Raw genomic sequence first — 23675 nt, 5'->3', positions numbered from 1 at the left:
ATGTGATTATCATTAATGATATTTAGGTTGTTCTTCTTCATTTTTTCCCTTGGAACCCTCAATCACATGAAAAGGATACGCTTTGCGCTTGCCTGTAGTTTGCTGCTTACGTGCGTTGGCTGTTTTGCCCATGGTGCGCACAGAGGGTTTGATTTTGGGAGTACGGCTACGTTGTCCTGGCAGGTATTTGTATAGCAGAAATATAACTGCAAAAACAAGGACGGGAATTAGTAAACTTATGAGAAAGCCCCAGCTTCCTCTCCATAGCATATCCACAATTCCATATGCACCCAAAGCAAGGGTAAGCCAGAAAATAACGGCGTGTCTGTTCATTATTCACTCATCCTTTCACAGGATCAAGGACCGGACTGTTGAAGGTCTCCTTTACAGGTACATTTTCCAACTCAGCATCCAATTCAAGCATACGCCTAAATGAGGCAATAGATACCTCCACTTGATCATCAGTCGGTTCTTTGGTGGTAAGTAGTTGCAACCACAGACCGGGGTAACCTAAATAACGAAGTACCGGAATTTCACGAAGGGCATTGGTTAGCTTGAGGAATTCAAAAGAAAGCCCCAGTACGATCGGAAGTAGTAAAAGCCGTTGCCCCATACGTTCCCACAGACTATCGTAGGTAAATAAGGAATAGACAAGCACCCCGATGATCACAGTCAGCATAATAAAGCTACTACCACAGCGGTAATGTAGACGACTGTATTTCTGTACATTGGCCGGAGTTAGTTCTTCCCCAGCTTCGAATGCAGTAATTACTTTATGCTCTGCACCATGATATTGAAACAATCGTTTAATTAACGGAGTTTGGGAAATACCCCACAAATAAGCCAGTAACAGAATCAGCTTAATAGCTCCTTCTGCGAGGTTATGCAAAATTTGGCTGTGAAACAAGCTACCGAACAGGAAATTCTCTACAATAACCGGAACGAGAGTCAATACAATTTTGCCAAACAGGAATGACAAAATACCGACCGCCGCCACACCGATCATCATACTCAGACTCCAGCGAGATTCTTCTTTTTTCTTTTGCTCAGCGCGTTCTTCCGGATCTACTTCATCATCAGCATACGCATCGGCTGAATAGTTTAAATGCTTGGTACCTTTGGCGCTGGAGTCGATGATGCTTACAATCCCCCGCAATAAAGGAATTCTGCGGAATTTGGATACCCAGGATTGCTCCTTGCGTGGTACTTCCAAATATGTGATTTCGCCAGTTTTGCGGCGAACTGCCGTGACATTGACACGCTTGCCGCCGAACATGACACCTTCAATGACTGCCTGACCGCCGTAGCTCACAGGCTTGGATGCTTGTGACAACCGTCTCACCTCTCTTAATACATGCTTTTTTGTATATTGTATCGAATTTGGAAGGGAATATCTAGTTAGTTGAAACTGGTGTAACCACAGGCTTATAAAAAAAGCATTTATGGAGCGTCAGACTGCTCACATAAATGCTAATCATTATAAAACCGAATGAAGATTTGGAAACAACTTATTTTGTAATCGCCCCAACAACCTGGTCAACCAGCCCTTTTGAAGAGAGAGGACCGCCAAATGTCCATGTCGTACCGCTCAGTGAATAGGTACGTTTTTCTTTAACGAAATTCAGACCGTTCCAAACCGAATTATTTTTCATGGGTGCACCGAAAACATTATCGTCCGGCTGCACAATATAGATAAAGTTGCTATCCTGAACGGCAGACAGAGCTTCAATGCCTACAGTTGAAAAGCCATACTGTTCAACTTTGCTCGGTTTCCAATCATTAATCATACCGATCTTCGCCAGTGTTGCCACGACGACTGAATTATCCGAAAACATACGGAGGCTGGCCGCATTTTGCGAAGTGAAAGCCTGTGTCAGTATATAGTGATAATCCGACTTGCCAGCAGCGGCGAGCTTTTCTTTGGCTTCAGCATAATGCTGATCCAGTTCGGCAAGCACCTGCTTAGCTTTGTCTTCTTTTCCAAGAGCTACTGCGATGCTATTAAAAATTTCTACCATTTTATCATGATCGTAGCCGTTACCATCGTTCAGATTATATTCGATCGTCGGAGCGATGGCCTTGAGTTGATCATAGATAGCTTCATTCCCATCAACATTGGAAATGATCAGATCCGGCTTCAATGCAGCAATCGCCTCCAGGTTCGGCTCGTTACGCGTACCGACATCGACCACGCTGCTGTCCAGAGCCGCCTCCGGTGTCACATACACCTTGTAGTTGGCATTGTCAGCATTACCAACCGGCTGAACGCCCAATGCAATCAAATCCTCTGTAAATGTCCATTCCAGTACTACGACACGCTGTGCGGGCTTGTCGAGCGTGATCTCACCACGATTATGCTTTACCGTCACAGGACCGGTCGCTGTGTCAGTCGGTTTGCTACCCGACGTGGGTGCCTGATCTTTATCCGATGCTTTGTCGGCTGCTCCGCAACCTGCCAAAGTGAGCGTAAAAACCATCAATAATAAAATGCCAATGAGTCCCTTTTTCATAGAAGCATTCTCCCGTATATATGTTTTTGGAAAATGATAATGATTATCATTTTCATCATTATATTATGATAAAGGATTGAAATTTTGTCAATGCAAAAAACGGGTCCGAACGCTTAACTGGTAAGCTGCTATTATTCTGCATTCCGGTTCATTGTTAAACGATCCTCCTTTTGAGCATACTACCTAGCAAAATGGGAATGCAGAATCCGATGGAAGTACATGTATCTTCATTGCAATAGTCTTTACCATGAAAAAAGTTTGCATCTTGAAAGGGGATTAAACAACATGAGTGAAACCTACTCTATACCCAAGATAGGCCATGAACAGGAGCAGTCTCGCGAATCTCAGGATCAACGTAATCATAACGACAGTGGTAGAGGCAGGCAGCAGTCTGGCAAAATACATACGCCTCTCATTCCTTTTGCACTTGAGTTGGGTTTTTTTGCGGGTTTGCTCTGGGGATTGCTGCGCTGGCTGTTTTATAAGTTGCACTTTACGGTAGTAGCGCCTGGCTTTCTCTCAGAGCCTTTTTTCAAGCATTCGTTTATGAACACCATGGCGGGGCATCTGGTAGGGCTACTGTTTTTTATTGCATTATCTGTCGTTGCTTCACTGGTGTACACTCTGTTGCTGCGCAGATTTAAGGGCCCTTTACCCGGAATTGTATATGGCCTGATTTGGTGGGTTGTTTTATTTGTATTAACAGGTCCTAAGCTAGGGATGATGAATGCTCCTAATCGGTTAACATGGAATTCCTTATATACGGAAATTTGTGTGTTTATGCTGTGGGGACTATTTATCGGATATACCGTTGCTGTCGAGTATACGGATGAAAGAAAGCGCGAGCCTGAGAAAGCTGAGGGCTGAACGTAACAAAAACTTCTCAAGCGCCTATTCCCTGTGTTAAAATAGCATTTGGTTATTTGACAGAGGGGAGCGGAATGAAAGATGAAGAATGACCGGGTGTTAAAGCTGCGGCAGGCGCTGGGCGAGCATAATCTGCGGGCTATGCTAATTACTAGCCCTGTCAATCGTCGATATTTGACAGGCTTCACAGGTTCGGCGGGTTATGTGCTGATTACGGAATCCCATAGCTATTTGCTGACTGACTTTCGCTATATGACGCAAGCGACCGAACAAGCCGAAGGCTTCACGGTGGTGCAGCACGCTGCACAGGTCATGGAAACGGTGAAAGAATTGCTGTTTTCCCATCAGATCAGCGAAACAGGCTTCGAGCAAGACGCTGTAACTGTTGCGACGCATAAAGCTTACAGCGAAGATTTGTCACCTATTTCACTGGTTCCGGTGTCGGGCATTGTGGAGAAGTTAAGGGTGTACAAGGATGCAGAAGAGCTGGAAGTGATGCAGCGGGCAGCGGATTTGGCAGATGCTACATTTGCACACATTTTACCTTACATCAAGCCAGGTGTCAGCGAGCGTGAGCTGGATCTGGAAATGGAATTCTTCATGCGCAAGCAGGGAGCTACATCCTCTTCATTTGACACAATTGTGGCTTCCGGGGTTCGTTCGGCATTGCCTCATGGCGTAGCCAGTGCTAAGTTAGTACAAGCAGGCGAGCTGATTACGTTTGATTTTGGTGCGTTGCTGGATGGCTACTGCTCCGATTTGACACGTACAGTGGCTACACAAGGGGATTTGGCGCCTCAGTTGCGCGAAATCTACGATATTGTACTTAAGGCGCAGCTTCACGCACTCGAACATATTAAGCCGGGCATGACAGGCCGTGAAGCGGATGCACTGACCCGGGATATTATTGCGAGCCATGGCTATGGAGACAATTTCGGGCACAGTACAGGTCATGGTCTGGGTCTTGAAGTACATGAATCTACACGTCTGTCGAAGGCGAGTGATGATATTCTGGAGCCGGGTATGGTAGTAACGGTCGAGCCAGGTATCTATGTCCCTGGATTGGGCGGTGTACGGATCGAGGATGATATCGTTATTACAGATAGCGGCATCAAAGTATTAACACATTCGAGCAAAGAATTTACAGTCGTTTAATAACGATAACAGTCCTGTAGGAGGGGTATTTTAGTGATTAACGTTAATGATTTTAAAACAGGTTTGACCGTCGAGGTAGACGGAGATATTTTTACGGTGCTGGATTTCCAACACGTAAAACCGGGTAAAGGTGCTGCATTCGTACGCTCCAAGTTGAAAAACTTGCGTAACGGTAACACCGTTGAACGTACATTCCGTGCGGGTGAAACGATCGGTCGGGCGCAAATCGAAAATCGTGGTGTGTCCTATCTGTACGCTAGTGCAGACGACCATACATTCATGGATAATGAAACATATGATCAATTCACATTGTCCAGCGATCAACTGAAATGGGAGCTTAACTTCCTGAAAGAAAACATGAATGTAAATATCGTCAGCTATAACGGCGAAATTCTGGGTATTAACCTGCCTACAAGCGTGGAACTGAAAGTAATCGAAACAGAGCCAGGCATTAAAGGTAATACGGCTACAGGTGCTACCAAAAATGCCAAACTGGAAACGGGTTTGAATGTTCAAGTTCCTTTGTTCATTAACCAAGATGACGTATTGTTGATTGATACACGTGATGGCAAATACATGTCTCGCGCATAAAATTTGCAACTTTTAGATTTCCTCTGTCCTTGTTAAGGGCAGGGGATATTTTTATAAGCACTAATATTAAAAAACATTGGCTCCACACAGCACTTTCGTATTATACTGTACTAAAGTTATGCCGCAGGATGTCACGTTCAGTCGTTTGGTGCCATCTCAAGGTTACATACTGTTGAGTCTGAGGGAGTGAATAACGTTGTCTTTGTATGTCATGAAATTCGGAGGCAGTTCCGTCGGTGACACGGAGCGCATGAAGCGCGTGGCAAAACGCGTTGTTGAGAAACAGAGTGAAGGGCATCAATGTGTAGTGGTCGTTTCCGCAATGGGAGACACGACAGACGAACTGATTGACCAGGCCAAATTGTTGAATGAGCAGTTGCCTGCACGTGAGCTGGATATGTTGATGACGACAGGTGAGCAAATTTCAATCGCCTTATTGTCGATGGCTATTCAGCAGTTGGGTCATGAAGCGGTATCGTTTACGGGATGGCAGGCTGGTTTCCGTACTGAATCTGACTTTGGTCGAGCACGAATTACGGACATTCAACCTCAGCGTGTGCTGGATGCACTGAGCAGCAATAAGATCGTTGTTGTAGCTGGTTTCCAAGGGATGTCTGCAGAGGGAGACATTACGACGCTGGGACGTGGTGGCTCTGATACGACGGCCGTTGCGCTGGCGGCGGCGATTCAAGCGGATGCCTGCGAAATTTACACGGATGTGGACGGTATATATTCAACAGATCCACGGATCGTAAAAGTTGCTCGTAAGCTAAAAGAAATTTCATATGATGAAATGCTGGAATTAGCCAATCTGGGTGCAGCTGTATTGCATCCTCGTGCGGTAGAATATGCCAAACATAACCGGGTACCGCTGATTGTGCGGTCCAGTTTTAACCATAATGAAGGAACGGTCGTAAAGGAGAATGCAGTAATGGAACAGGGCGTTGTAGTCAGTGGGATTGCATATGATAAAAATGTAGCAAGAATCAGTATTTTGGGCGTCGCCGATATCCCCGGTGTACTGGCGAAAGTATTCGGAACACTGGCGGCAGCTAAAATTGATGTTGACATTATTGTACAGAGCGGGGTCGAAGCTGGTAAAGCGGATTTCTCCTTTACAGTAGCTCTGACGGATCGTGAAGCAGCACTGAAGACGCTGGAAGGTATTCGTGGAGAGCTTCCATACCGTGAAGTAACGTCTGAGGAAAACCTGGTGAAGGTATCCATTGTAGGTGCAGGAATGGTTAGCCATCCAGGTGTTGCTGCGCAAATGTTTGCCGTACTGGCAGAGCAAGGCGTTAGCATTAAAATGGTAAGCACATCTGAAATCAAAGTATCGTGTGTAATTGAAGCGGGTAAGCTTCATGAGGTTATTCAGGCGTTGCATACAGCTTATAACCTGGACACCGAGGAGCAAGCTTTTGTGGGTGGACCGCAAGACCGTCGTTAATAACTGCAACGTGATCTAGACATGAATATGTCTAATGTGAACGATGCTATGACAGGTAAAGGTTGATACATTATAAGTCCTCTATTTATAGTTTGATAAATCATAGAATACAGCAGTAGGTTAAGAGGTTGTTCCATCAGTGAGAGTTAAACTGAGGGGCAGCTTCTTTTTTGCTGAATCTATCTTTTCTACCCAAGGGTATCCCTTAGCCGACAAGGCTTTGAGAGGCCCTTTTTATTTGTGCGAATTAGAGAATGGTGCTTTAACAAGCGGGGGAAAGGTCTGTTGAGCGTTGATAGGAGTTAGCAAAAGTTTGCCTAGGTTTTCAATATATTTTCGGCATAAAAAGCGAGAGTCAACCATAGACTTGTCTTAAAGAAAAAGGACAACTGTGAGGGGGCGGCATCGGTATGGAATGGCTGGAGTTATTTCCCGAACCGTTGCACGGTATACTCGGAAGGCTTCCGGAAACGGTATTTAAGCAACTGGAAGAAATCCGGGTCAGGGAAGGAAGGCCGTTGGAAATTAATGCAAATGGTGATCATCATTTTGTAACGTCTGCGGGTCGGCTGACTTTGAACCATGTGGAAGCCTATAAGCCTGACCGTGAGGATGCCCACCGACTGCTGGATTTTATCAGCAATCATTCCCTGTATACCATGGAAGAGGAGCTTCGTAAAGGGTTTATTACGATCCCTGGCGGTCATCGTATTGGCTTGGCAGGGAGAACCGTGCTCAACCGAGGACGAGTGGAACATTTGAGGGATATAAGCAGCTTTAATGTAAGAATTGCTCGTGCAATTCCCGGCATAGCTGATCGGATATTGCCTTATGTAGCAGATCGAATGTCCGGGAAAATCCGGCACACCCTCATTTTGTCCCCTCCTCAGCATGGCAAAACGACACTGCTTAGGGACTTGGCTCGGCAACTCAGTTACGGAGGGATGGAAAGCAATGGGGGGCGACGGAATGGACTCAAGGTAGGCATTATAGACGAACGCTCTGAGATCGCTGGCAGTCACAAAGGTATCCCCGGTTTTGATGTCGGGCCTCGCACCGATGTATTGGACGGATGTCCGAAAGCAGAAGGCATGATGATGATGGTCCGCTCGATGTCACCGGATGTCCTCATTGTTGATGAAATCGGACGACCGGAAGATGCGGAGGCGGTGCGCGAAGCGCTTCATGCAGGCATTGCAGTCATTGCTTCCGCACATGGTCGCGATGTGGCTGAAATGGCGACCCGGCCTGCTTTTGCTGGATTAACTACAGGGCAAGAGCTGTTTCAACTCTACGTCATGCTGGAGCGGACGAGCCGGGGCGTCTCATTCCGGCTGGCAGATGCCAAGCAACGCAGGATTACACTGCCTGGAGAAGGGCAGAATGGGGGCATCTCCTATGCTTAAGTTGCTGGGTGCCGCCTTGGTTATACTGGCCGCTACGCTGGCAGGCTGGCAGCGGGCAAGGCAGTTTGCGATGAGGCCGCGGCAAATCAGGGAGTTGATTCTTGCGCTGCAAAGACTGACCACCGAGGTTTCCTACGGGGTGTCTCCGCTACCAGATGCTTTCGCCAAGACAGGAGAGCCCTTGCGAGAGCCGCTGCGCACTCTGTTTCAGCAAGCCTCACGCTGGATGCACCCCTCTTTTGGCCTGACTGCCAGAGAAAGCTTGCATAAAGCCATTGAAGACTCGTGGAGCCGTTCCTCTATGAAGCAAGCCGAGAAGGAAGCGATGCGGCAGCTTGCTTACAGTCTTGGAACCAGCGACCGTGAAGACCAGATCAAGCACATTGCGCTGACCATCCAGCAGTTATCCCATGAGGAAGCGCAGGCGCAGGCAGATCAGGTGAGGTACGAGCGTATGAGCAGGAGCCTGGGACTGCTGATCGGAGCATTGATCGTCATATTGATCTATTAGCGGGGTGCTCGAATGAATTTAGAAGTGAACGCGATTTTCCAGATTGCCGGAATTGGCATTATTATCGCTATGATTCATACCGTATTAAAGCAAATGGGCAAAGAAGACATGGCCCACTGGGTAACGGTCATCGGTTTCGTCGTGGTCCTGTTCATGGTGGTGCGAATGCTGGATAACCTTCTGCAAGAGATCAAATCTATCTTTCTTTTTCAGTAGGTGGACACATGGAAATCATTCAGGTGGTGGGCTTCGCCCTCATTGCCACAGTCCTCATTTTAGTCATTAAGGAACAGAAGCCGATGTTTGCCTTTTTGATTGCAACAGCTGCGGGAATCGTCATTTTTTTGCTGCTGATTGGCAAGATCGGATCTGTGGTTTCTGTACTGGAGCGACTGGCTCGGTCTTCAGGCATGGATATGATCTATTTTAAAACCGTATTGAAAATAATCGGTATCGCTTATATTGCTGAATTTGGAGCGCAAATCGTTCGGGATGCAGGACAAGACGGGATTGCTTCCAAAATTGAGCTTACTGGAAAGGTACTCATTATGGTGCTCGCAATCCCGATTATCAGCATTATTATTGATACCATTCTGAAGCTGATGCCCGCCTGAGGGGGTGATGCCATGAAAAGGCTAGGGGGCATGCCGAGTCTCAAAGTAATTGCGATGTTGTTGCTATGTCTTTGGTGTGCCTCAGCTGCGGTCCTCTTTGCAGATACACCGACTAACGAATGGATCAGACAGCAGGCGGAGCAAATGCCCAAAGATGAAGTAGAACATTATTGGGACGGGCTCATGCAGGAATACGGCGGATTTTTCCCTGATCAGAAAACGCCTTCCTTCATGGACATGCTGCTTCCAGGCGGTGAAGGATTCAGCATAAAGGGTGTATTGAGCGCTATAGCTGATTTTTTCATCCATGAAATCCGAGTAAATGCCAAGTTGCTCGTCACCATCGTCATGCTCAGCATTATGAGTATGGTGCTGGAAACGCTGCAAAGCGCTTTTGAAAGCAAACAGGTCAGCAAAGTGGCCTACGCTATCGTATACATGGTCATTATCATTCTGGCGATTAATAGCTTTAGTGTAGCGATTGGTTATGCCAAAGAAGCGATTGATAGCATGATTCACTTCATGATGGCAATGTTGCCCTTGCTGTTTACCATGTTAGCCTCGATGGGTAACGTCGTAACAGTTTCGGTGACCCACCCGCTGATTGTATTTATGATCAACACAGTCGGAACAGTCGTTCATACGCTGGTTTTCCCGCTACTGTTCTTCTCGGCTGTGCTGTACTTGGTCAACTCGCTGACGGGCAAATACAAACTGACCCAGCTAGCCGATCTGATGCGGAACGCTGGAGTAGCAGTGCTGGGAGTGCTGCTGACCATATTTCTGGGAGTCATTTCGGTACAAGGCTTGACTTCGTCAGTTACTGACGGATTAACGATCCGCACAGCCAAATATATTACGGGTAGCTTTGTTCCGGTGGTCGGCAAGGCGTTGGCAGATGCGACAGATACAGTCATTTCGGCTTCGCTGCTCGTTAAAAATGCCATTGGTCTGGTAGGAGTCATTATTATTTTGTTCCTGTGCGCCTTTCCCGCTCTCAAGATTCTAACACTGGCTCTCATTTATAAAGTGACAGCAGCGATCATGCAGCCTTTGGGTGATACGCCTATCGTGGAATGTCTGGATGCCATCGGCAAGAGCATGATTTATGTTTTCGCGGCGCTGGCGGCAGTGGGATTAATGTCCTTCCTTGCGATTACAGTCATGCTCGCAGCAGGCAATATGACGGTCATGATGAGGTGAACCAATGCATGTAAACCAACAAGGGGGGAGGGGAGTGACGTGACCTGGCTGGGAGGCTGGCTTAAGGAACTGGTGCTAATCGTGTTGCTGGCTTCTTTTGTCGATATGATCTTACCGAGCCGATCGATGGAAAGGTATGTCAAACTCGTTCTCAGCCTGCTTATTTTGCTGACGTTGCTGTCTCCGGTCGTACGCTTACTGAGCAGCAGCCCCTCCGAGGTTCTAGGGCGAGCATTGGATCTTCAACGTCAGGCTGAGACAGGCAAGAGGGAACCGACATTGGAGGAGATTTTAGCAAAAGGCAGCCAGTTGAAGCAACAGCAAGAACAAAGCTCCATGCAATGGGCCGGCAAAGAGGTAGCTAAGGAAATGAAAGGACAGTTGGAACAATATACTGGGTTAGCAATTCAGTCGGTCCAGGTTACCCTTGCAAAGATTCAACAGAAGGAATCGGAGCTGGAGGCAGGAACGGGTGTCCAGTCGGTAGTGGTCAAATTGGCAGAGCAGCAGCCAGAAAAAGAAAAGAACAACACAGAGGGCTCGCCTGGTGCAGATGCCAAGCCGATAATGGTGGAGCCTGTAGTCGAAAAGACAGTGAATATTCGTGTGGAACCGACACATACAAAAAATTCAGAACTTAATGAAGGAACACGAGAAGATGATCGTAATCCTGATAAAACTGCTGAGGACGGAAAGCCAACGGATACGAAAGCTTTTGGCCTAATTACAGGACTTCTACGTGAAAAATGGGGGATAGACAGCAAAAATGTTCAGGTGGTTTCTTCGCAGGATGGAACACATGAATGGTAACAGGAGGTGAGCAGAAATGAGCAAATGGCTGAAAAAGCTGGAGCAATGGCTGGGTGGAGGGGCGGATGGGGCGAAAAGATTCAACTCATTTCGTTGGCTGCTTATACTTGGCCTTATCGGTGTAGCGATCATGCTTTTTAATTCATTCGTTAATGTGAAAAAGGTTGATCCAGAAAACGTAGGCCGTGAGCCGCCTGGCGTGATGAAAAATGAGCCTACGTTAGAGACAACAACAGGTGAAGAAAGTTCCTTTGCCGGGATCGAGAAGGTTTTTGAGGACAATATGAAACAGATGCTGGAGCAGATTGTTGGCGTAGGAACCGTCGATGTCATGGTTACGGTAGATTCCACCGAAGAAGTTATCGTTCAACGCAATGTAAAGGACATGCAAGAAGAGAACAACGAGACGGACGCCAATGGCGGACAACGGCACACTACTCAATATACACGTGATGGCGAGATTGTCACCTATGAGTCATCAGGTGGCCAGCACACCCCGATTGTGACAAAAAAAGTAAAACCGCAGGTGAGGGGAGTGCTTGTTGTGGCTATGGGGGCAGAAAACCCTACAGTGAAGCAGCTAATTGTCGATGCTGTACAGAAGGGACTAAATGTACCTTCCTACAAAATTTCAGTCGTACCGCGCAAACAGGGGTAATTTGGAATTTAAGAGCAAAGAAGTTTATATTTTAAACCATTAATGAATATGGAGGACGGAACATGAATAACAAAAGACAAACCGTTTGGCTGGTGTCCATGCTGAGTTTAATGGTCGTGCTGTCTGCGTATTATTTGTTTACGGAGGACTCAAGCCCTGCCAATCCACCAGTAGCCGATAGTGAGCAAGTGAGCAAGGTTAAGCAGGATGCCGCACAGGAAGCAACGACGAAGGCAGAGGAACAATTGAAAGAACTGAAGGTAAATGAAGTAGTGACGAATGGAGAAGTAACTGATGGAGCATCAGCAACTTCCACAAAATCGGATACGGCTTCCACAACTGACCCAGCAACAGAAAACTCAAAAGGCGATAAAGATACGGCAGTTACCCCTACTACTGAACCAGCGACATCCGATCAAAACACAACTGCGACTAAGACGGACGCGACAGCACAAAGTGACGACAAAGCAGCCTCTACAGCCAAAACCGACCAGCAGGTACTGGATCAAGTGGCAACCGATCAAGCTGCCCAACCTACAGCAGCAGCTGTGATTGACAACTATTTGCTGGAACGGGACGTGGAAAATCAGAAGAAAAATGATGAACTGACTACCGCAATGAACGACAGCACACCAAAGAAAGCCGCGGAGGCTCAAAAGGAATTACATGTACTTGAAGATAAGCAGGCTAAAATTACTGGAATCGAAGAAGAGCTTCAGCAGCAGTTCGCCAATGCGGTCGTCCGTGAGGAAGATGCTGATAAATACAAAGTAGTGGTTCTGAGTGAAAAATTGGATGCTAAGCAAGCGGTAACAATTGTTGATAAAGTCATGAAGGAACTGAACGTATCGCAGGATAAGATCAGTGTCCAGTATGTTACACAATAAGACAAAAAACGCGAAAAAGCCCGGATTTCTGCATTATTCCGGGCTCTTTCTATTTTTAATGATTGTGATATAATACATAAAGCTGTTTCAACAATGTAATCAGCAACCGGCAAAATGCTGAAGGAGTGATTAATAGAGATGTTTAAATTAAGCGAGATTAAGGAATTGATCAAGCTGGTGGATGAAACGTCTGTGCATGAGCTTGAAATTGAAAATGAAGGAACTCGCCTGTTGATCCGAAAACCTGGCAAAAGCGAGATCGTTACGGTACAGGCTCCTGTGGCAACACCTACTTATGCAGTGGCACCACAAGCTGTTATTCCAAATCCACAAGTACAGTCCGATGTTGGACCTGCAACTGCTGGGGAACCGAGGGAATATGCAAGCAATCTACATAAAATCGTATCTCCGATGGTAGGCACTTTCTATAGTTCTTCATCCCCGGATACGGCTCCGTATGTGAGTATTGGCAGCAAAGTGGGCGAAAAAACAACGGTATGTATCATTGAAGCGATGAAGCTGATGAATGAGCTGGAAGCTGAAGTGAAGGGCGAAATTGTGGAAATTTTGGCCGAAAACGGACAGTTGGTCGAGTATGGCCAGCCATTGTTCCTTGTGAAACCGGAGTAAAGAGCTTGTTTGAACCCTCTTTTGAGGGTTCGGCAAGACTGCTCCCAGGGAGGTAAAGTCATGACATTTCAAAAAGTATTGATTGCAAATCGTGGAGAAATTGCGGTTCGTATCATTCGCGCTTGCCGCGAGATGAATATTTCGACAGTTGCCGTATATTCGGAAGCTGACAAGGATTCGTTACATGTGCGTCTCGCAGATGAGGCTTACTGTATCGGACCGACGCTATCTAAGGACAGCTACCTTAATTTTACGAACCTGATGAGCGTTGCTACATTGACTGAATGTGATGCCATTCATCCAGGTTACGGATTTTTGGCGGAAAACGCAGACTTCGCTGAAATTTGCGAATCGTGTAATATTACGTTTATTGGTCCTTCTCCTGAAGCCATTAACAAAATGGGAGATAAGGCCGTAGCCAAGCAGACCATGAAGGATGCCGGAGTTCCGGTTATTCCGGGTTCAGACGGGCTGGTTGAGGATTTGCAGGATGCGATCAGCATCGCACGTGATATTGGATATCCGGTAATTATCAAGGCCACAGCAGGTGGTGGAGGTAAAGGTATTCGTATCGCCGAAGATGAGGATAACCTTATTCAGCAAATTACTACCGCTCAGCAGGAGGCGCAAAAAGCATTTGGCAACGCGGGTGTGTACCTAGAAAAATATTTGACCGGTATGAAACATGTGGAAATACAGATCATAGCGGACAAGCATGGTAATGTTGCCCATTTGGGCGAACGGGACTGCTCTGTTCAGCGTCGTCGTCAGAAGTTGTTGGAGGAAGCACCATGTCCTGTACTATCGCAGGATGTCCGTGAAGAAATGGGTCAGGCAGCTGTTCGCGCAGCTTTGGCCGTTCAATACTCTGGTGCAGGTACTCTCGAATTTTTGCTCGGCCCGGACAATAATTTCTATTTCATGGAAATGAATACACGTATTCAGGTAGAACATCCCGTAACAGAAATGATTACCGGTGTAGACCTGATTAAGGAAATGATTTCTGTCGCTGAAGGACATCCGCTTTCCTTTACGCAGGAAGAAGTCACCATCAATGGTTGGGCGATAGAATGCCGTATTAACGCTGAGGACCCGGATCGCAATTTTATGCCTGCACCGGGTAAAATCGGATTTTATCTGCCTCCAGGCGGTCCTGGAGTACGGGTAGACAGCGCAGCATATCCAGGTTATAGCATTCCTCCTTATTATGACTCTATGATCGCCAAGCTGATTGTGTGGGCACCTACACGGCAAGATGCAATTGCCAAAATGAAGCGGGCTTTGTCTGAGTTTGCTATTGAGGGCATACCCACAACGATTTCTTTTCATCAGCGCTTGCTAGAGCATCCGACCTTTATTAGAGGCGATTTTGATATTAAATTTTTGGAGGAAAACGAAGTTTAATCGGTATATTTCCTCAGTTTGTCATAATGAACGCCAAATGATATAGTATGGATAATAAGTGAGCATGTCTGCTTTGAAATCCAAAGCTGGAATGAAACTTATTTTGACCGAAAGGTGTTGAAGGTATGAGCACAGTGCCAACCGAATTCGAACGTACAGAAATTGGGGAGATTCAAATCGCCCCAGAAGTTATTGAAGTCATTGCCGGACTGGCTACCGTTGAGGTACCAGGCGTAGCGGGAATGAGTGGCGGATTTGCTGGTGGGTTTGCCGAACTGCTAGGCCGCAAAAATTTATCTAAAGGTGTAAAAGTGGAAGTCGGACAGCGTGAAGCTGCTGTAGACGTCTCCGTCATTATTGAGTACGGTAACCGTCTGCCTGAGGTGGCTGCTGCTATTCAGCATAATGTTAAGCGTTCGATTGAGAACATGACAGGTCTTAACGTTGTTGAAGTGAACGTGCAAATTCATGATGTTCAATTCAAAAATGCTGAAAAAGTAGAAGAGCCGGAAGTGCTGGGCGCCGGACGGGTTAAATAGAGCGATACTTTGTACAAACCCCCGACCCTTATGGGTCGAGGGTTTACTCTAATTTAAGGAGGCTGTGCGTTTCGTGGCTAAAGTTATGGACAGACTTCTGCTGTTCTTGTACAGCTTAAGTATCGGAATTATTTCCATTCTCGCCATCCTCCTCCTGAGCGGGGCCATTCCGTATGTTTTAAGTATTGAGGATGAGCGAGTGGTGTGGTTCACCAGCCTGATTATTGCAGGGGTTCTGTTGTTATTGAGTCTTCGTTTTTTTTATATCTCTATTCGACGGAACCAAACCGTACAGCATTCTATTGATCAACGAACGGAATATGGTGACATTCAGATTTCAGTGGACACCATTGAAAATCTGTGCCTCAAAGCAGCTTCCCGATTTCGCGGGATGCAGGATTTGAAAGCACGCGTTCGCGTGTTGGAATCGGGACTTGATATTACGATTCGGGCGGTTGTAGACGGGGAAAGCTCCATTCCGGTGTTAACCTCCGAGGTACAAAAGGGGGTACACGATCATGTGGAAGAAATTACAGGAATTCCTGTGTCCAATGTGTCGGTGTACATCGCTAATGTTTCTCAGTCACCCAGCTTTAAGAGTCGTGTGGAATAGAGGTGATTTTCCCTGATGCCCTGGAAAGAAATATGGGGAAGTTACAAGGGCCGGATCATGGGGATCACGGCTGGTATTTTTTTCGGTTTTATTTATTTGTGGGCAGGCTTTTGGAATATGTTGTTCTTTGCATTGATGGTGTTCATCGGATATACGCTAGGAAGACGTAGCGATTCAGCGCTTGGTTCATTTCTCCCTTGGAAGGAATGGGGCGATTGGTTGTCGCAGCGTTGGCGTCCTTTTAAATGAACCCTGTGATACGTGTTCTCCAAAATAGAGCTGTAGCTTCTTTGCGCCCAACGTTTTGGAGGATGCGTTCACAGGTTTTTTTGTGGAAATTGGTTAGAATGAAAAATAGATATAGGCAAGCGTAGGAGGCAGGGCATGAAAAGACGTCTGGCGAGGGAATTAGCGGTACAGAGTATGTACCATATGGAAATGAATGAAGTGGATGCGGCAGCAGCCGTGGACATGTTGCTTCAAGAAGCCGCTGAGGAAAACGAAGCGGAAGTTGTCGTTAAAGACGCGGCAGTGTTAAGAGCGTATGTTTTAGAGCATGTGCGGGGTACGTGGGAGCACAAGGAAGCCATTGATGGGCTGTTGGTGGATTATCTTAAAGGCTGGCAGATCAGCAGACTTTCACGTGTAGATCGTCAAATTTTGAGACTTGCGGCATATGAGATGATTTTCCGTGAGGATGTTCCAGCCAAGGTAGCTGTTAATGAAGCGATTGAGTTGTCGAAGCACTTTGGTACCGAGGAATCCGGTAAATTTGTTAATGGTGTACTGGGACGAGTGATTCAAGAACTGGAGCAATTGAAAACACGTTTTTAAGTAGAGACTACTGAATCAGGTTGGAGAGTGGTTAAACATGTCAGCACCGATCATTGATGGTAAACAAATCTCTCAGGATATTCGCGCAAGCATTCAGCAAGAGGTCATTCGTCTGAAAGAGCAACGCTTTCAACCGGGACTGGCTGTTGTATTGGTAGGCGAAGATCCCGCTTCACAGGTGTATGTTAAAAACAAGGAAAAGGCGTGCCATGATCTCGGCTATTACTCAGAGGTTCACCGGTTGGCAGCAGATACTTCTCAGGAAGCATTACTGAAACTAGTGGACAAGCTGAACCATCAAAGTACTATCCATGGGATTTTGGTTCAACTGCCGTTGCCAAAGCATATTCATGAAAAAGCTGTCATTGACGCGATTGCAGTGGAGAAGGATGTGGATGGATTCCATCCGGTGAACGTAGGGAATTTGGTCATCGGTGACGATAGTCTATTGCCTTGTACTCCTGCTGGAGTCATTGAGTTAATCAAGCGTGCTGGAGTGGAGATTGCTGGTAAACATGCGGTAGTTATTGGTCGCAGTAATATCGTAGGCAAGCCAGTGTCTTTATTGTTGCAACGTGAAAATGCTACGGTTACGATGTGCCACTCCCGTACAGCGAATATCGGGGATCTAAGTCGAAAAGCGGATATCTTAGTCGTTGCGATCGGCAAAGCCAACTTTATTGATGCTTCGTTCGTGAAGCCCGGAGCGGTTGTGATAGATGTGGGGATGAACCGTCTGGAGAACGGAAAGCTGGCGGGGGACGTTGATTTTGAGAGCGTGAAGCAAGTGTCTGGTCCGATTACGCCTGTTCCCGGCGGAGTAGGCCCGATGACGATTACGATGCTGATGCAAAATACGCTTGTAGCGGCCAAGCGGTCGCACGGTTTGGCATAAGGGCAGCTGCCTATGGCTGAACAACGTATTTACTCTATAAAGGACCTGAATCGTTATATCCGGATGAAACTGGAATCGGATCAGGTGCTGTCTGATGTATGGATACGCGGGGAAATTTCTAATTTTACGCATCATTCGAGTGGTCACATGTACTTTACGCTCAAGGATGAGGGGAGCCGCATACGTTCGATTATGTTTGCAACCCATAATCAGCGGCTTCCCTTCGTACCGAAAGAAGGTACGCGTGTTATTGCCCGGGGAAACGTATCCGTGTACGAACGAGATGGACAATATCAGTTTTATGCGACTCAAATGCAGCCTGATGGTATAGGAAGCCTTTATTTGGCTTACGAACAGCTCAAGCAAAAGCTGGATGCAGAGGGACTGTTTGATACTGCTCGTAAGCGTAATCTCCCTGCCCATCCGGCAACCATTGGCGTGATTACGTCACCGACCGGAGCGGCTGTGCGTGATATTATTACGACCCTTCAACGGCGATACCCGCAGGCTGGAATTGTGTTGTATCCTGTGCTTGTACAAGGAAAAGGTGCCGCACCCTCGATTGTCAAGGCAATTGAAGCTATGAATCGTATGCAAGAGGTTCAGGTGATGATCGTCGGACGGGGAGGTGGCTCGTTGGAAGAACTGTGGGCGTTTAATGAGGAAGCGGTTGCGCGCGCCATTTACGCATCGGTCATTCCGGTTATTTCGGCAGTTGGACACGAAACGGATTTTACCATTGCCGATTTTGTGGCTGACTTGCGTGCAGCAACGCCAACCGCAGCAGCTGAGTTGGCTGTGCCTAATCAGGCAGAGCTACGGGATCAGCTGCTCCAGCGTGAGCAACGCCTGCGCAACGCCCTCCGGCAGCGGCTGGAAACCAGCCGTGAACGCTTGGTGAGGCTTCAGCGTTCACCAGTCCTGCTGCACCCACGCCGCTATATGCTACAGCATGCAGAGCGAATGGACATGCTGCATCAGCGGCTAATCCGCGCAGTGGGTAACCGTTCACGCTTAAACGCAGAAAAGAATGCACGTATGCGTCAGGTACTAGAGCGGTTTAATCCACGTGAACAAATTCGTTCGGCACGCAAGCAGGCGGATATGGCGCAACGTCAGCTGGAGTCTGCGATGCGTGCTATTACGAAAACGGGACGGCAGCAGTTGCACACGGGAATTCGTCAGCTGGATGCGCTGAGCCCACTCAAAGTCATGGCCCGAGGCTATAGCTTGGTATACGATGAGCAGGAGAAACGGCTGATTAAGTCGCTCAAAGACGTACAGCCGGGAGATTCCATCAAGATTAAAGTGAGTGATGGGCAGTTGGACTGCCAAGTATGGGGAATGAAGGAGGACGCGAAGCACGGTGGCGAATGAAACGGAATTGAATTTTGAAGCGGCTATGGCCGCTCTTGAAGAAATTGTCGGACAACTGGAGCATGGAGACGTTCCTCTGGAGCAAGCCATTGATTTGTTCCAGCGGGGGATGAAGCTGTCTCAGCTTTGCAGTCAAAAGCTGGAGCAGGTTGAACGTAAAATTGAAATGATCGTGGAAGAGGATGGAGATTTGCGCAAGAAGCCTTTTGGCGGCGGATTAGATGAAAACGGCGGTGAAGGGCTTGAATAGACCGTCGTTCAAGGAATATTTGACCGGAACGGCGGATGCGGTTTCGTCTGCACTGACCGAGCAGTTCCCGGCCGATTGGAACATTCCCGATGTTCTTCGAGAATCTATGAATTATTCACTCACCGCAGGCGGAAAACGGCTGCGGCCTCTGCTTGTGATCGCTGCTGCTGAAGCATTCGGTGGAAGCAGGGAAGCTGCGTTGCCAGTGGCATGTGCGGTAGAAATGGTACATACGTACTCTCTCATTCATGACGACTTGCCAGCCATGGATGATGATGATTATCGGCGAGGTAAGCTGACGAATCATAAGGTATACGGCGAGGCGGTTGCCGTCCTTGCGGGTGATGCTTTGTTGACCCATGCCTTTTACAGCATTGTGCAAGCAGGACGACGTCACGGTGTTTCATCCGATTCGCTGTTGTCCATTGTTGAGGATTTGTCCGAAATGAGTGGCGCGCGGGGCATGGTAGGCGGACAGGTCGCCGATATGTCAGGCGAGCAAGGAATGACGGGGATCGAGGAACTGGAATATATCCATCTTCATAAAACTGCTGATTTGATTATTTTCTCGCTCTTGGCAGGTGGACGGATTGGTGGGGCGAACAAGAGTCAATTAGAGGCGCTTCGCCGCTTTGGACGAGACTTGGGGCTGGCTTTTCAGATACAGGACGATATACTGGACCTCATAGGCGACGAGAGCAAAATGGGTAAGAAAACGCAAAGTGATGTTGAGCAGGAGAAGGTTACCTATCCGTATTTCATTGGTATGGACGCATCTTTGCGGCAGGTGGAGGAACTCACCGCATCTGCTAAAAAAGTGATAACAGAGAGCGGTATTCCCGATTCTTCTCGTTTGCTGGAGATAGCGGATTATCTGATGAAGCGTGATCATTAGTTGCGTTAGAGCTGTTTTGACTTATCTGCGTTTAAGCACAATTAAAAAGTGTGATATAATACTTGTTAACTTTACACACAAACTTGAAGGAAAGCGGGGAGATATGCGTGCTGCTTCCACACATAAAGCAACCAGGCGATCTGAAATCACTGTCGGTTGAGGAGTTGGCTTCTCTAGCCGAGGAAATCAGGAGCTTTTTGATTGAGAAGCTGTCCGTGACTGGGGGGCATCTGGCATCGAATCTGGGAGTGGTTGAGCTCACGATCGCCCTGCATTATTGCTATAACAGTCCAAAGGACAAGATGATTTATGACGTTGGGCACCAAGCCTACGTACACAAAATATTGACAGGGCGAATGGACCGTTTTGATACACTTCGTCAGCGTGATGGACTTTGTGGTTTTGTAAAAAGAAGTGAGAGCGAGCATGATGTTTGGGAAGCCGGTCATAGCAGCACTTCTCTGTCGGCGGCAATGGGAATGGCCTTGGCTCGAGATTTGAAGGGCGAGGACAATAAAGTCATTGCAATGATCGGAGACGGAGCGTTGACTGGGGGGATGGCCTTCGAAGCGTTGAATCATATCGGTCATGAGCGCAAAAATTTAATGGTCATTCTGAATGACAACGAAATGTCCATAGCACCTAATGTAGGGGCCATGCATAATTATTTGAGTAAAATCCGCTCGGACCGTCATTATTTGCGAGCAAAAGATGAGCTGGAAGTTTTGCTGAAAAAAATACCCGCGATCGGCGGTAAACTTGCCAAATCGGCTGGCCGTGTCAAGGACAGTCTTAAATATATGATGGTGCCTGGTGTACTGTTTGAGGAACTGGGACTTACGTATCTCGGTCCAGTGGACGGACATGATTTGCCGAAGCTAATCGAAACCTTCCAGCAGGCTGATAATGTCACTGGCCCTGTATTGGTGCATGTCGTAACCACCAAGGGCAAGGGCTATAAACCTGCGGAAGCAGATTCACACAAATGGCATGGAATCAGTCCCTACAAAATTGAATCGGGTCAGGTACTCAAAGCTGTAGGTAATCCGATGTATACGGAAATTTTCGGCCGAACGCTGATTGAGTTGGCTGAGCAGGATGAGCGCATCGTTGCGGTCACGCCTGCTATGCCTGGTGGATCAGGACTGGTACCGTTTAGTAAAGAGTTTCCTAGCCGTATGATTGACGTCGGCATTGCTGAACAGCATGCAGCTACCATGTGTGCTGCGTTGGCAATGGAAGGAATGAAGCCGGTGTTTGCGGTGTATTCCACTTTTATGCAGCGTGCTTATGACCAGATTGTGCATGATATCTGTCGTCATAATGCGAACGTAATGTTTGCGATTGACCGTGCAGGTTTTGTTGGGGCTGACGGGGAAACTCATCATGGCGTGTTTGATGTGGCATTCTTGCGTCATATCCCCAATCTTGTGCTTATGATGCCAAAGGATGAGAACGAGCTACGCCATATGATGAAAACAGCACTCGACTATGAAGATGGTCCAATTGCTTATCGTTACCCGCGTGTTAATGTGGTTGGCGTGCCGATGGATAAAGAATTACAGGCTATTCCCATCGGCAGTTGGGAGCTCCTGCGTAAAGGCGAGGGCTTTGCTGTAATCGCATCAGGACCGATGCTCCAGGTGGCGACAGAGGCTGTGGAGGCGATGAAACGGGAAGGTTTGCAAGTGGGCGTCGTGAATGCCCGTTTCCTGAAGCCTTTGGACGAGGATATGTTGCGTGAGCTGGCTCGTCAGCATACGAAGCTGATCGTATTGGAAGAAGCTTCTGAAGCAGGAAGCTTGGGTAGCGCTGTACTGGAATTTTACGCTAAAGCCGAAATACAAGAGGCACAGGTGCGCCTAATGGGGATTCCCGATCTGTTCGTGGAGCATGGCTCCATCAAAGAGCAGCGTGCTGAAGTAGGTCTTACCATTGAAGATGTATGCTTAAAGCTGCGTAAATGGGCTGCTGAGCCGGCATATGGCATGGGACAATCCGTATAGGGTAACTTGAAGTGAAGACCATGACGTTTATAAAAAGTATGACAAGAGCAGCCTGGCTGCCTAAAGGGAGATTAACATGTCTGTTCCGAAGGAACGCATTGATGTATTACTTGTAGAACAAGGCTTTTTTGAAAGCCGTGAAAAAGCTAAAGCTGCGATTATGGCTGGGCTAGTGCTGGCGGACAGCGAACGGATCGAGAAGGCGGGGATGAAGGTACCACGCGCCAGCGAGCTTAAAGTTAAGGGTTCGGTGCATCCGTATGTAAGCCGTGGAGGATTGAAGCTGGAGAAGGCCATCCGTCAATTTGAGCTGGATATGAAGGGCAGGACAATGCTGGATATTGGCTCGTCCACTGGAGGTTTTACGGATTGTGCGCTTCAGCATGGAGCTGAATACGTATACGCCATTGATGTGGGTTATAATCAGCTGGATTGGTCCCTTCGTAATGATGAACGAGTATGCGTAATGGAGAAAACGAATTTCAGATATATGACACCCGCGGATTTGAATGGTTCCGTGCCGAATTTCGCTAGTATTGACGTTTCCTTTATTTCATTACGTATTATTTTGCCCCCGTTGCTTGCTTTGTTGCATCAACCTGCTGATATTGTAGCTCTAATCAAGCCGCAATTCGAAGCTGGACGCGAAAAGGTCGGAAAATCCGGTGTGGTCCGTGATCCTGCTACGCATAAAGAAGTGTTGCAGACCATTCTGATGTTTGCACATGAGCTTGGACTTACGCTGCAAGGTTTGGCTTATTCGCCTATTACAGGTGGAGAAGGCAATATTGAATTTTTAGCGCATTGGCGTTTGGATGGGCTTCCTGTTGCAGAATCGCAGCTGGAGAAGATGGATTTCAGACCACTGATTGAACGTACCGTTCAGGAAGCAGGTCAGACTTTTAATAATGGTCCATCGCGTAAGTAACATTCAGGGGTTCTCCATGAGTTCTGTGAACTTAAGGGAACCTCTTTTTGGTGTGAGGGATTGATTATAGAACTCACGTTCGCCTATAATGAGATGTACAAAGGAAAAGGGATTTTACATCTTGTCCTAGAATATGTCCATGAGGTGATCGGTCCATGGACACAAGATATGATACGGTTATCATCGCTGTGATCGGGGTGATATTAGGGATATGGGCTTTGTATAGCCTACGTGCCTGGTTGAAGGAGCCAGGGCCGCTTGTGCTAAAGACGATACCGATTAACGAGGACTTGGACGAAGGGCCTGTCACAGACCTACTCGAAGAAGCAGGATATGAAGTAGTGGGCGGGAAGATGAAAATACCGCTTGCTTTTAAAGTGAATGGACATACCGTGTATAGCCGTTTGTTTTTAGACTACGTGGCTGTACGAAACGGTTCGACATATATGGTCAAAACGTCACGCCGCAAGAAACCAATGGAGTGGAGTGGTCCTGATTTAAGGGACAGGCTCATGCCGTATTTATTGCTCTATCCGGGTTGCGCGGGTGTATTGTACGTTGATACGGACGAGCGAAGTATTCGCCTTATTACATTAGTGGAAGACCTCGAAGAAGAGGAATATGAAGGTTAATCCATAGGAG

General features: G+C 47.3%; 28 protein-coding genes. 25 read left to right on the top strand and 3 right to left on the bottom strand.

Annotation, left to right across the window (positions count from 1 at the left end; all coding sequences use genetic code 11):
* Nucleotides 1-12: 12 nt before the first annotated feature.
* From G9G54_RS08600 to G9G54_RS08590, 3 genes are all read right to left on the bottom strand, one after another.
* Nucleotides 13-333 carry a DUF2339 domain-containing protein gene (locus G9G54_RS08600; RefSeq protein WP_165177336.1) on the bottom strand — a complete coding sequence of 107 codons (321 nt, stop codon included), beginning with the start codon at nucleotides 331-333 and terminating at the stop codon, nucleotides 13-15.
* Nucleotides 334-340: 7 nt separating this feature from the next.
* The gene (locus G9G54_RS08595; protein WP_165177334.1) at nucleotides 341-1333 is read right to left on the bottom strand and encodes a DUF1385 domain-containing protein; all 993 of its coding nucleotides are present in this window, start codon (nucleotides 1331-1333) and stop codon (nucleotides 341-343) included.
* A 175-nt stretch (nucleotides 1334-1508) separates the two neighbouring features.
* Nucleotides 1509-2510 (bottom strand): ABC transporter substrate-binding protein, encoded by a 1002-nt coding sequence (locus G9G54_RS08590; RefSeq protein ID WP_165177332.1) that lies wholly within the window; start codon nucleotides 2508-2510, stop codon nucleotides 1509-1511.
* Nucleotides 2511-2795: 285 nt separating this feature from the next.
* Here G9G54_RS08590 and G9G54_RS08585 point away from each other — a divergent pair, with 285 nt between their 5' ends.
* The 25 genes from G9G54_RS08585 to G9G54_RS08465 all read left to right on the top strand — a co-directional run bounded on the left by G9G54_RS08585 (nucleotide 2796) and on the right by G9G54_RS08465 (nucleotide 23665).
* On the top strand, nucleotides 2796-3377 hold the full coding sequence (locus G9G54_RS08585) for a YqhR family membrane protein (RefSeq protein WP_165177330.1): 582 nt from the start codon (nucleotides 2796-2798) through the stop codon (nucleotides 3375-3377).
* Between the two features lie 81 nt (nucleotides 3378-3458).
* Nucleotides 3459-4532, top strand: coding sequence for a M24 family metallopeptidase (locus G9G54_RS08580; RefSeq protein ID WP_165177328.1), 1074 nt, complete (start codon nucleotides 3459-3461; stop codon nucleotides 4530-4532).
* A 33-nt stretch (nucleotides 4533-4565) separates the two neighbouring features.
* Nucleotides 4566-5123: an elongation factor P gene (gene efp, locus G9G54_RS08575; RefSeq protein WP_029517249.1), complete on the top strand. Its 558-nt coding sequence runs from the start codon at nucleotides 4566-4568 to the stop codon at nucleotides 5121-5123.
* A 196-nt stretch (nucleotides 5124-5319) separates the two neighbouring features.
* Entirely contained in the window at nucleotides 5320-6573 is a 1254-nt protein-coding gene (locus G9G54_RS08570; RefSeq protein ID WP_165177326.1) for an aspartate kinase, read from the top strand.
* 410 nt (nucleotides 6574-6983) lie between these two features.
* Complete coding sequence (gene spoIIIAA, locus G9G54_RS08565) at nucleotides 6984-7979, top strand: stage III sporulation protein AA (protein WP_165177324.1); 996 nt, start codon at nucleotides 6984-6986, stop codon at nucleotides 7977-7979.
* Nucleotides 7972-8490: a stage III sporulation protein SpoIIIAB gene (gene spoIIIAB, locus G9G54_RS08560; protein ID WP_029517252.1), complete on the top strand. Its 519-nt coding sequence runs from the start codon at nucleotides 7972-7974 to the stop codon at nucleotides 8488-8490. Before spoIIIAA ends, spoIIIAB begins: the two co-directional genes overlap by 8 nt.
* 12 nt (nucleotides 8491-8502) lie before the next feature.
* On the top strand, nucleotides 8503-8706 hold the full coding sequence (gene spoIIIAC, locus G9G54_RS08555; RefSeq protein ID WP_010345636.1) for a stage III sporulation protein AC: 204 nt from the start codon (nucleotides 8503-8505) through the stop codon (nucleotides 8704-8706).
* 8 nt (nucleotides 8707-8714) lie between these two features.
* A complete protein-coding gene (spoIIIAD, locus tag G9G54_RS08550) occupies nucleotides 8715-9104 on the top strand; it encodes a stage III sporulation protein AD (protein ID WP_039270937.1) in 390 nt (129 codons plus the stop codon).
* A gap of 12 nt (nucleotides 9105-9116) precedes the next feature.
* Nucleotides 9117-10307 carry a stage III sporulation protein AE gene (spoIIIAE, locus tag G9G54_RS08545; RefSeq protein ID WP_165177322.1) on the top strand — a complete coding sequence of 397 codons (1191 nt, stop codon included), beginning with the start codon at nucleotides 9117-9119 and terminating at the stop codon, nucleotides 10305-10307.
* 39 nt (nucleotides 10308-10346) lie between these two features.
* A complete protein-coding gene (spoIIIAF, locus tag G9G54_RS08540; RefSeq protein ID WP_165177320.1) occupies nucleotides 10347-11117 on the top strand; it encodes a stage III sporulation protein AF in 771 nt (256 codons plus the stop codon).
* A gap of 16 nt (nucleotides 11118-11133) precedes the next feature.
* On the top strand, nucleotides 11134-11775 hold the full coding sequence (gene spoIIIAG / locus G9G54_RS08535) for a stage III sporulation protein AG (protein ID WP_029517255.1): 642 nt from the start codon (nucleotides 11134-11136) through the stop codon (nucleotides 11773-11775).
* 62 nt (nucleotides 11776-11837) lie between these two features.
* Complete coding sequence (locus tag G9G54_RS08530) at nucleotides 11838-12662, top strand: SpoIIIAH-like family protein (RefSeq protein WP_165177318.1); 825 nt, start codon at nucleotides 11838-11840, stop codon at nucleotides 12660-12662.
* 138 nt (nucleotides 12663-12800) lie between these two features.
* A complete protein-coding gene (gene accB, locus G9G54_RS08525; RefSeq protein ID WP_039270944.1) occupies nucleotides 12801-13292 on the top strand; it encodes an acetyl-CoA carboxylase biotin carboxyl carrier protein in 492 nt (163 codons plus the stop codon).
* Nucleotides 13293-13352: 60 nt separating this feature from the next.
* Nucleotides 13353-14696 (top strand): acetyl-CoA carboxylase biotin carboxylase subunit, encoded by a 1344-nt coding sequence (gene accC, locus G9G54_RS08520; protein ID WP_165177316.1) that lies wholly within the window; start codon nucleotides 13353-13355, stop codon nucleotides 14694-14696.
* Nucleotides 14697-14821: 125 nt separating this feature from the next.
* Complete coding sequence (locus G9G54_RS08515) at nucleotides 14822-15235, top strand: Asp23/Gls24 family envelope stress response protein (RefSeq protein ID WP_013310820.1); 414 nt, start codon at nucleotides 14822-14824, stop codon at nucleotides 15233-15235.
* 73 nt (nucleotides 15236-15308) lie between these two features.
* Nucleotides 15309-15848, top strand: coding sequence for an alkaline shock response membrane anchor protein AmaP (gene amaP / locus G9G54_RS08510; protein WP_013310819.1), 540 nt, complete (start codon nucleotides 15309-15311; stop codon nucleotides 15846-15848).
* Nucleotides 15849-15863: 15 nt separating this feature from the next.
* Nucleotides 15864-16097 (top strand): DUF2273 domain-containing protein, encoded by a 234-nt coding sequence (locus G9G54_RS08505; protein ID WP_023989248.1) that lies wholly within the window; start codon nucleotides 15864-15866, stop codon nucleotides 16095-16097.
* Nucleotides 16098-16232: 135 nt separating this feature from the next.
* The gene (gene nusB, locus G9G54_RS08500; RefSeq protein WP_165177314.1) at nucleotides 16233-16682 is read left to right on the top strand and encodes a transcription antitermination factor NusB; all 450 of its coding nucleotides are present in this window, start codon (nucleotides 16233-16235) and stop codon (nucleotides 16680-16682) included.
* Nucleotides 16683-16719: 37 nt separating this feature from the next.
* Nucleotides 16720-17577: a bifunctional methylenetetrahydrofolate dehydrogenase/methenyltetrahydrofolate cyclohydrolase FolD gene (folD, locus tag G9G54_RS08495; protein WP_165177312.1), complete on the top strand. Its 858-nt coding sequence runs from the start codon at nucleotides 16720-16722 to the stop codon at nucleotides 17575-17577.
* Between the two features lie 12 nt (nucleotides 17578-17589).
* Complete coding sequence (gene xseA, locus G9G54_RS08490) at nucleotides 17590-18954, top strand: exodeoxyribonuclease VII large subunit (protein ID WP_165177310.1); 1365 nt, start codon at nucleotides 17590-17592, stop codon at nucleotides 18952-18954.
* On the top strand, nucleotides 18944-19204 hold the full coding sequence (gene xseB, locus G9G54_RS08485; protein ID WP_013310814.1) for an exodeoxyribonuclease VII small subunit: 261 nt from the start codon (nucleotides 18944-18946) through the stop codon (nucleotides 19202-19204). The genes xseA and xseB overlap by 11 nt, the downstream gene beginning before the upstream one ends.
* Nucleotides 19176-20099 carry a polyprenyl synthetase family protein gene (locus tag G9G54_RS08480; protein WP_165177308.1) on the top strand — a complete coding sequence of 308 codons (924 nt, stop codon included), beginning with the start codon at nucleotides 19176-19178 and terminating at the stop codon, nucleotides 20097-20099. The genes xseB and G9G54_RS08480 overlap by 29 nt, the downstream gene beginning before the upstream one ends.
* Before the next feature lie 107 nt (nucleotides 20100-20206).
* A complete protein-coding gene (gene dxs / locus G9G54_RS08475; protein WP_165177305.1) occupies nucleotides 20207-22105 on the top strand; it encodes a 1-deoxy-D-xylulose-5-phosphate synthase in 1899 nt (632 codons plus the stop codon).
* Between the two features lie 76 nt (nucleotides 22106-22181).
* On the top strand, nucleotides 22182-23033 hold the full coding sequence (locus G9G54_RS08470) for a TlyA family RNA methyltransferase (RefSeq protein ID WP_165177303.1): 852 nt from the start codon (nucleotides 22182-22184) through the stop codon (nucleotides 23031-23033).
* A gap of 155 nt (nucleotides 23034-23188) precedes the next feature.
* Nucleotides 23189-23665 (top strand): hypothetical protein, encoded by a 477-nt coding sequence (locus G9G54_RS08465; RefSeq protein ID WP_165177301.1) that lies wholly within the window; start codon nucleotides 23189-23191, stop codon nucleotides 23663-23665.
* The last annotated feature ends 10 nt before the right edge of the window (nucleotides 23666-23675 follow it).

The organism is Paenibacillus sp. EKM212P, from assembly GCF_011066115.1.
In the GTDB taxonomy this organism is placed as follows: Bacteria; Bacillota; Bacilli; order Paenibacillales; family Paenibacillaceae; genus Paenibacillus; species Paenibacillus polymyxa_B.
Note: the sequence above shows the minus strand (reverse complement) of the source record. Positions and strands in the feature narration are given on the sequence as shown.

Bases quoted from the DNA above. Each gene is read 5' to 3' on its own strand.
- G9G54_RS08505 (WP_023989248.1), top strand. From the start codon at position 15,864: ATGCCCTGGAAAGAAATATGGGGAAGTTACAAGGGCCGGATCATGGGG.
- folD (WP_165177312.1), top strand. From the start codon at position 16,720: ATGTCAGCACCGATCATTGATGGTAAACAAATCTCTCAGGATATTCGC.
- G9G54_RS08585 (WP_165177330.1), top strand. From the start codon at position 2,796: ATGAGTGAAACCTACTCTATACCCAAGATAGGCCATGAACAGGAGCAG.
- xseA (WP_165177310.1), top strand. From the start codon at position 17,590: ATGGCTGAACAACGTATTTACTCTATAAAGGACCTGAATCGTTATATC.
- spoIIIAE (WP_165177322.1), top strand. From the start codon at position 9,117: ATGAAAAGGCTAGGGGGCATGCCGAGTCTCAAAGTAATTGCGATGTTG.
- spoIIIAB (WP_029517252.1), top strand. From the start codon at position 7,972: ATGCTTAAGTTGCTGGGTGCCGCCTTGGTTATACTGGCCGCTACGCTG.
- accB (WP_039270944.1), top strand. From the start codon at position 12,801: ATGTTTAAATTAAGCGAGATTAAGGAATTGATCAAGCTGGTGGATGAA.
- accC (WP_165177316.1), top strand. From the start codon at position 13,353: ATGACATTTCAAAAAGTATTGATTGCAAATCGTGGAGAAATTGCGGTT.
- G9G54_RS08590 (WP_165177332.1), bottom strand. From the start codon at position 2,510: ATGAAAAAGGGACTCATTGGCATTTTATTATTGATGGTTTTTACGCTC.
- G9G54_RS08515 (WP_013310820.1), top strand. From the start codon at position 14,822: ATGAGCACAGTGCCAACCGAATTCGAACGTACAGAAATTGGGGAGATT.
- G9G54_RS08530 (WP_165177318.1), top strand. From the start codon at position 11,838: ATGAATAACAAAAGACAAACCGTTTGGCTGGTGTCCATGCTGAGTTTA.
- G9G54_RS08480 (WP_165177308.1), top strand. From the start codon at position 19,176: ATGAAAACGGCGGTGAAGGGCTTGAATAGACCGTCGTTCAAGGAATAT.
- nusB (WP_165177314.1), top strand. From the start codon at position 16,233: ATGAAAAGACGTCTGGCGAGGGAATTAGCGGTACAGAGTATGTACCAT.
- spoIIIAA (WP_165177324.1), top strand. From the start codon at position 6,984: ATGGAATGGCTGGAGTTATTTCCCGAACCGTTGCACGGTATACTCGGA.
- G9G54_RS08580 (WP_165177328.1), top strand. From the start codon at position 3,459: ATGAAGAATGACCGGGTGTTAAAGCTGCGGCAGGCGCTGGGCGAGCAT.
- G9G54_RS08470 (WP_165177303.1), top strand. From the start codon at position 22,182: ATGTCTGTTCCGAAGGAACGCATTGATGTATTACTTGTAGAACAAGGC.
- G9G54_RS08465 (WP_165177301.1), top strand. From the start codon at position 23,189: ATGGACACAAGATATGATACGGTTATCATCGCTGTGATCGGGGTGATA.
- spoIIIAC (WP_010345636.1), top strand. From the start codon at position 8,503: ATGAATTTAGAAGTGAACGCGATTTTCCAGATTGCCGGAATTGGCATT.
- spoIIIAD (WP_039270937.1), top strand. From the start codon at position 8,715: ATGGAAATCATTCAGGTGGTGGGCTTCGCCCTCATTGCCACAGTCCTC.
- G9G54_RS08600 (WP_165177336.1), bottom strand. From the start codon at position 333: ATGAACAGACACGCCGTTATTTTCTGGCTTACCCTTGCTTTGGGTGCA.
- spoIIIAG (WP_029517255.1), top strand. From the start codon at position 11,134: ATGAGCAAATGGCTGAAAAAGCTGGAGCAATGGCTGGGTGGAGGGGCG.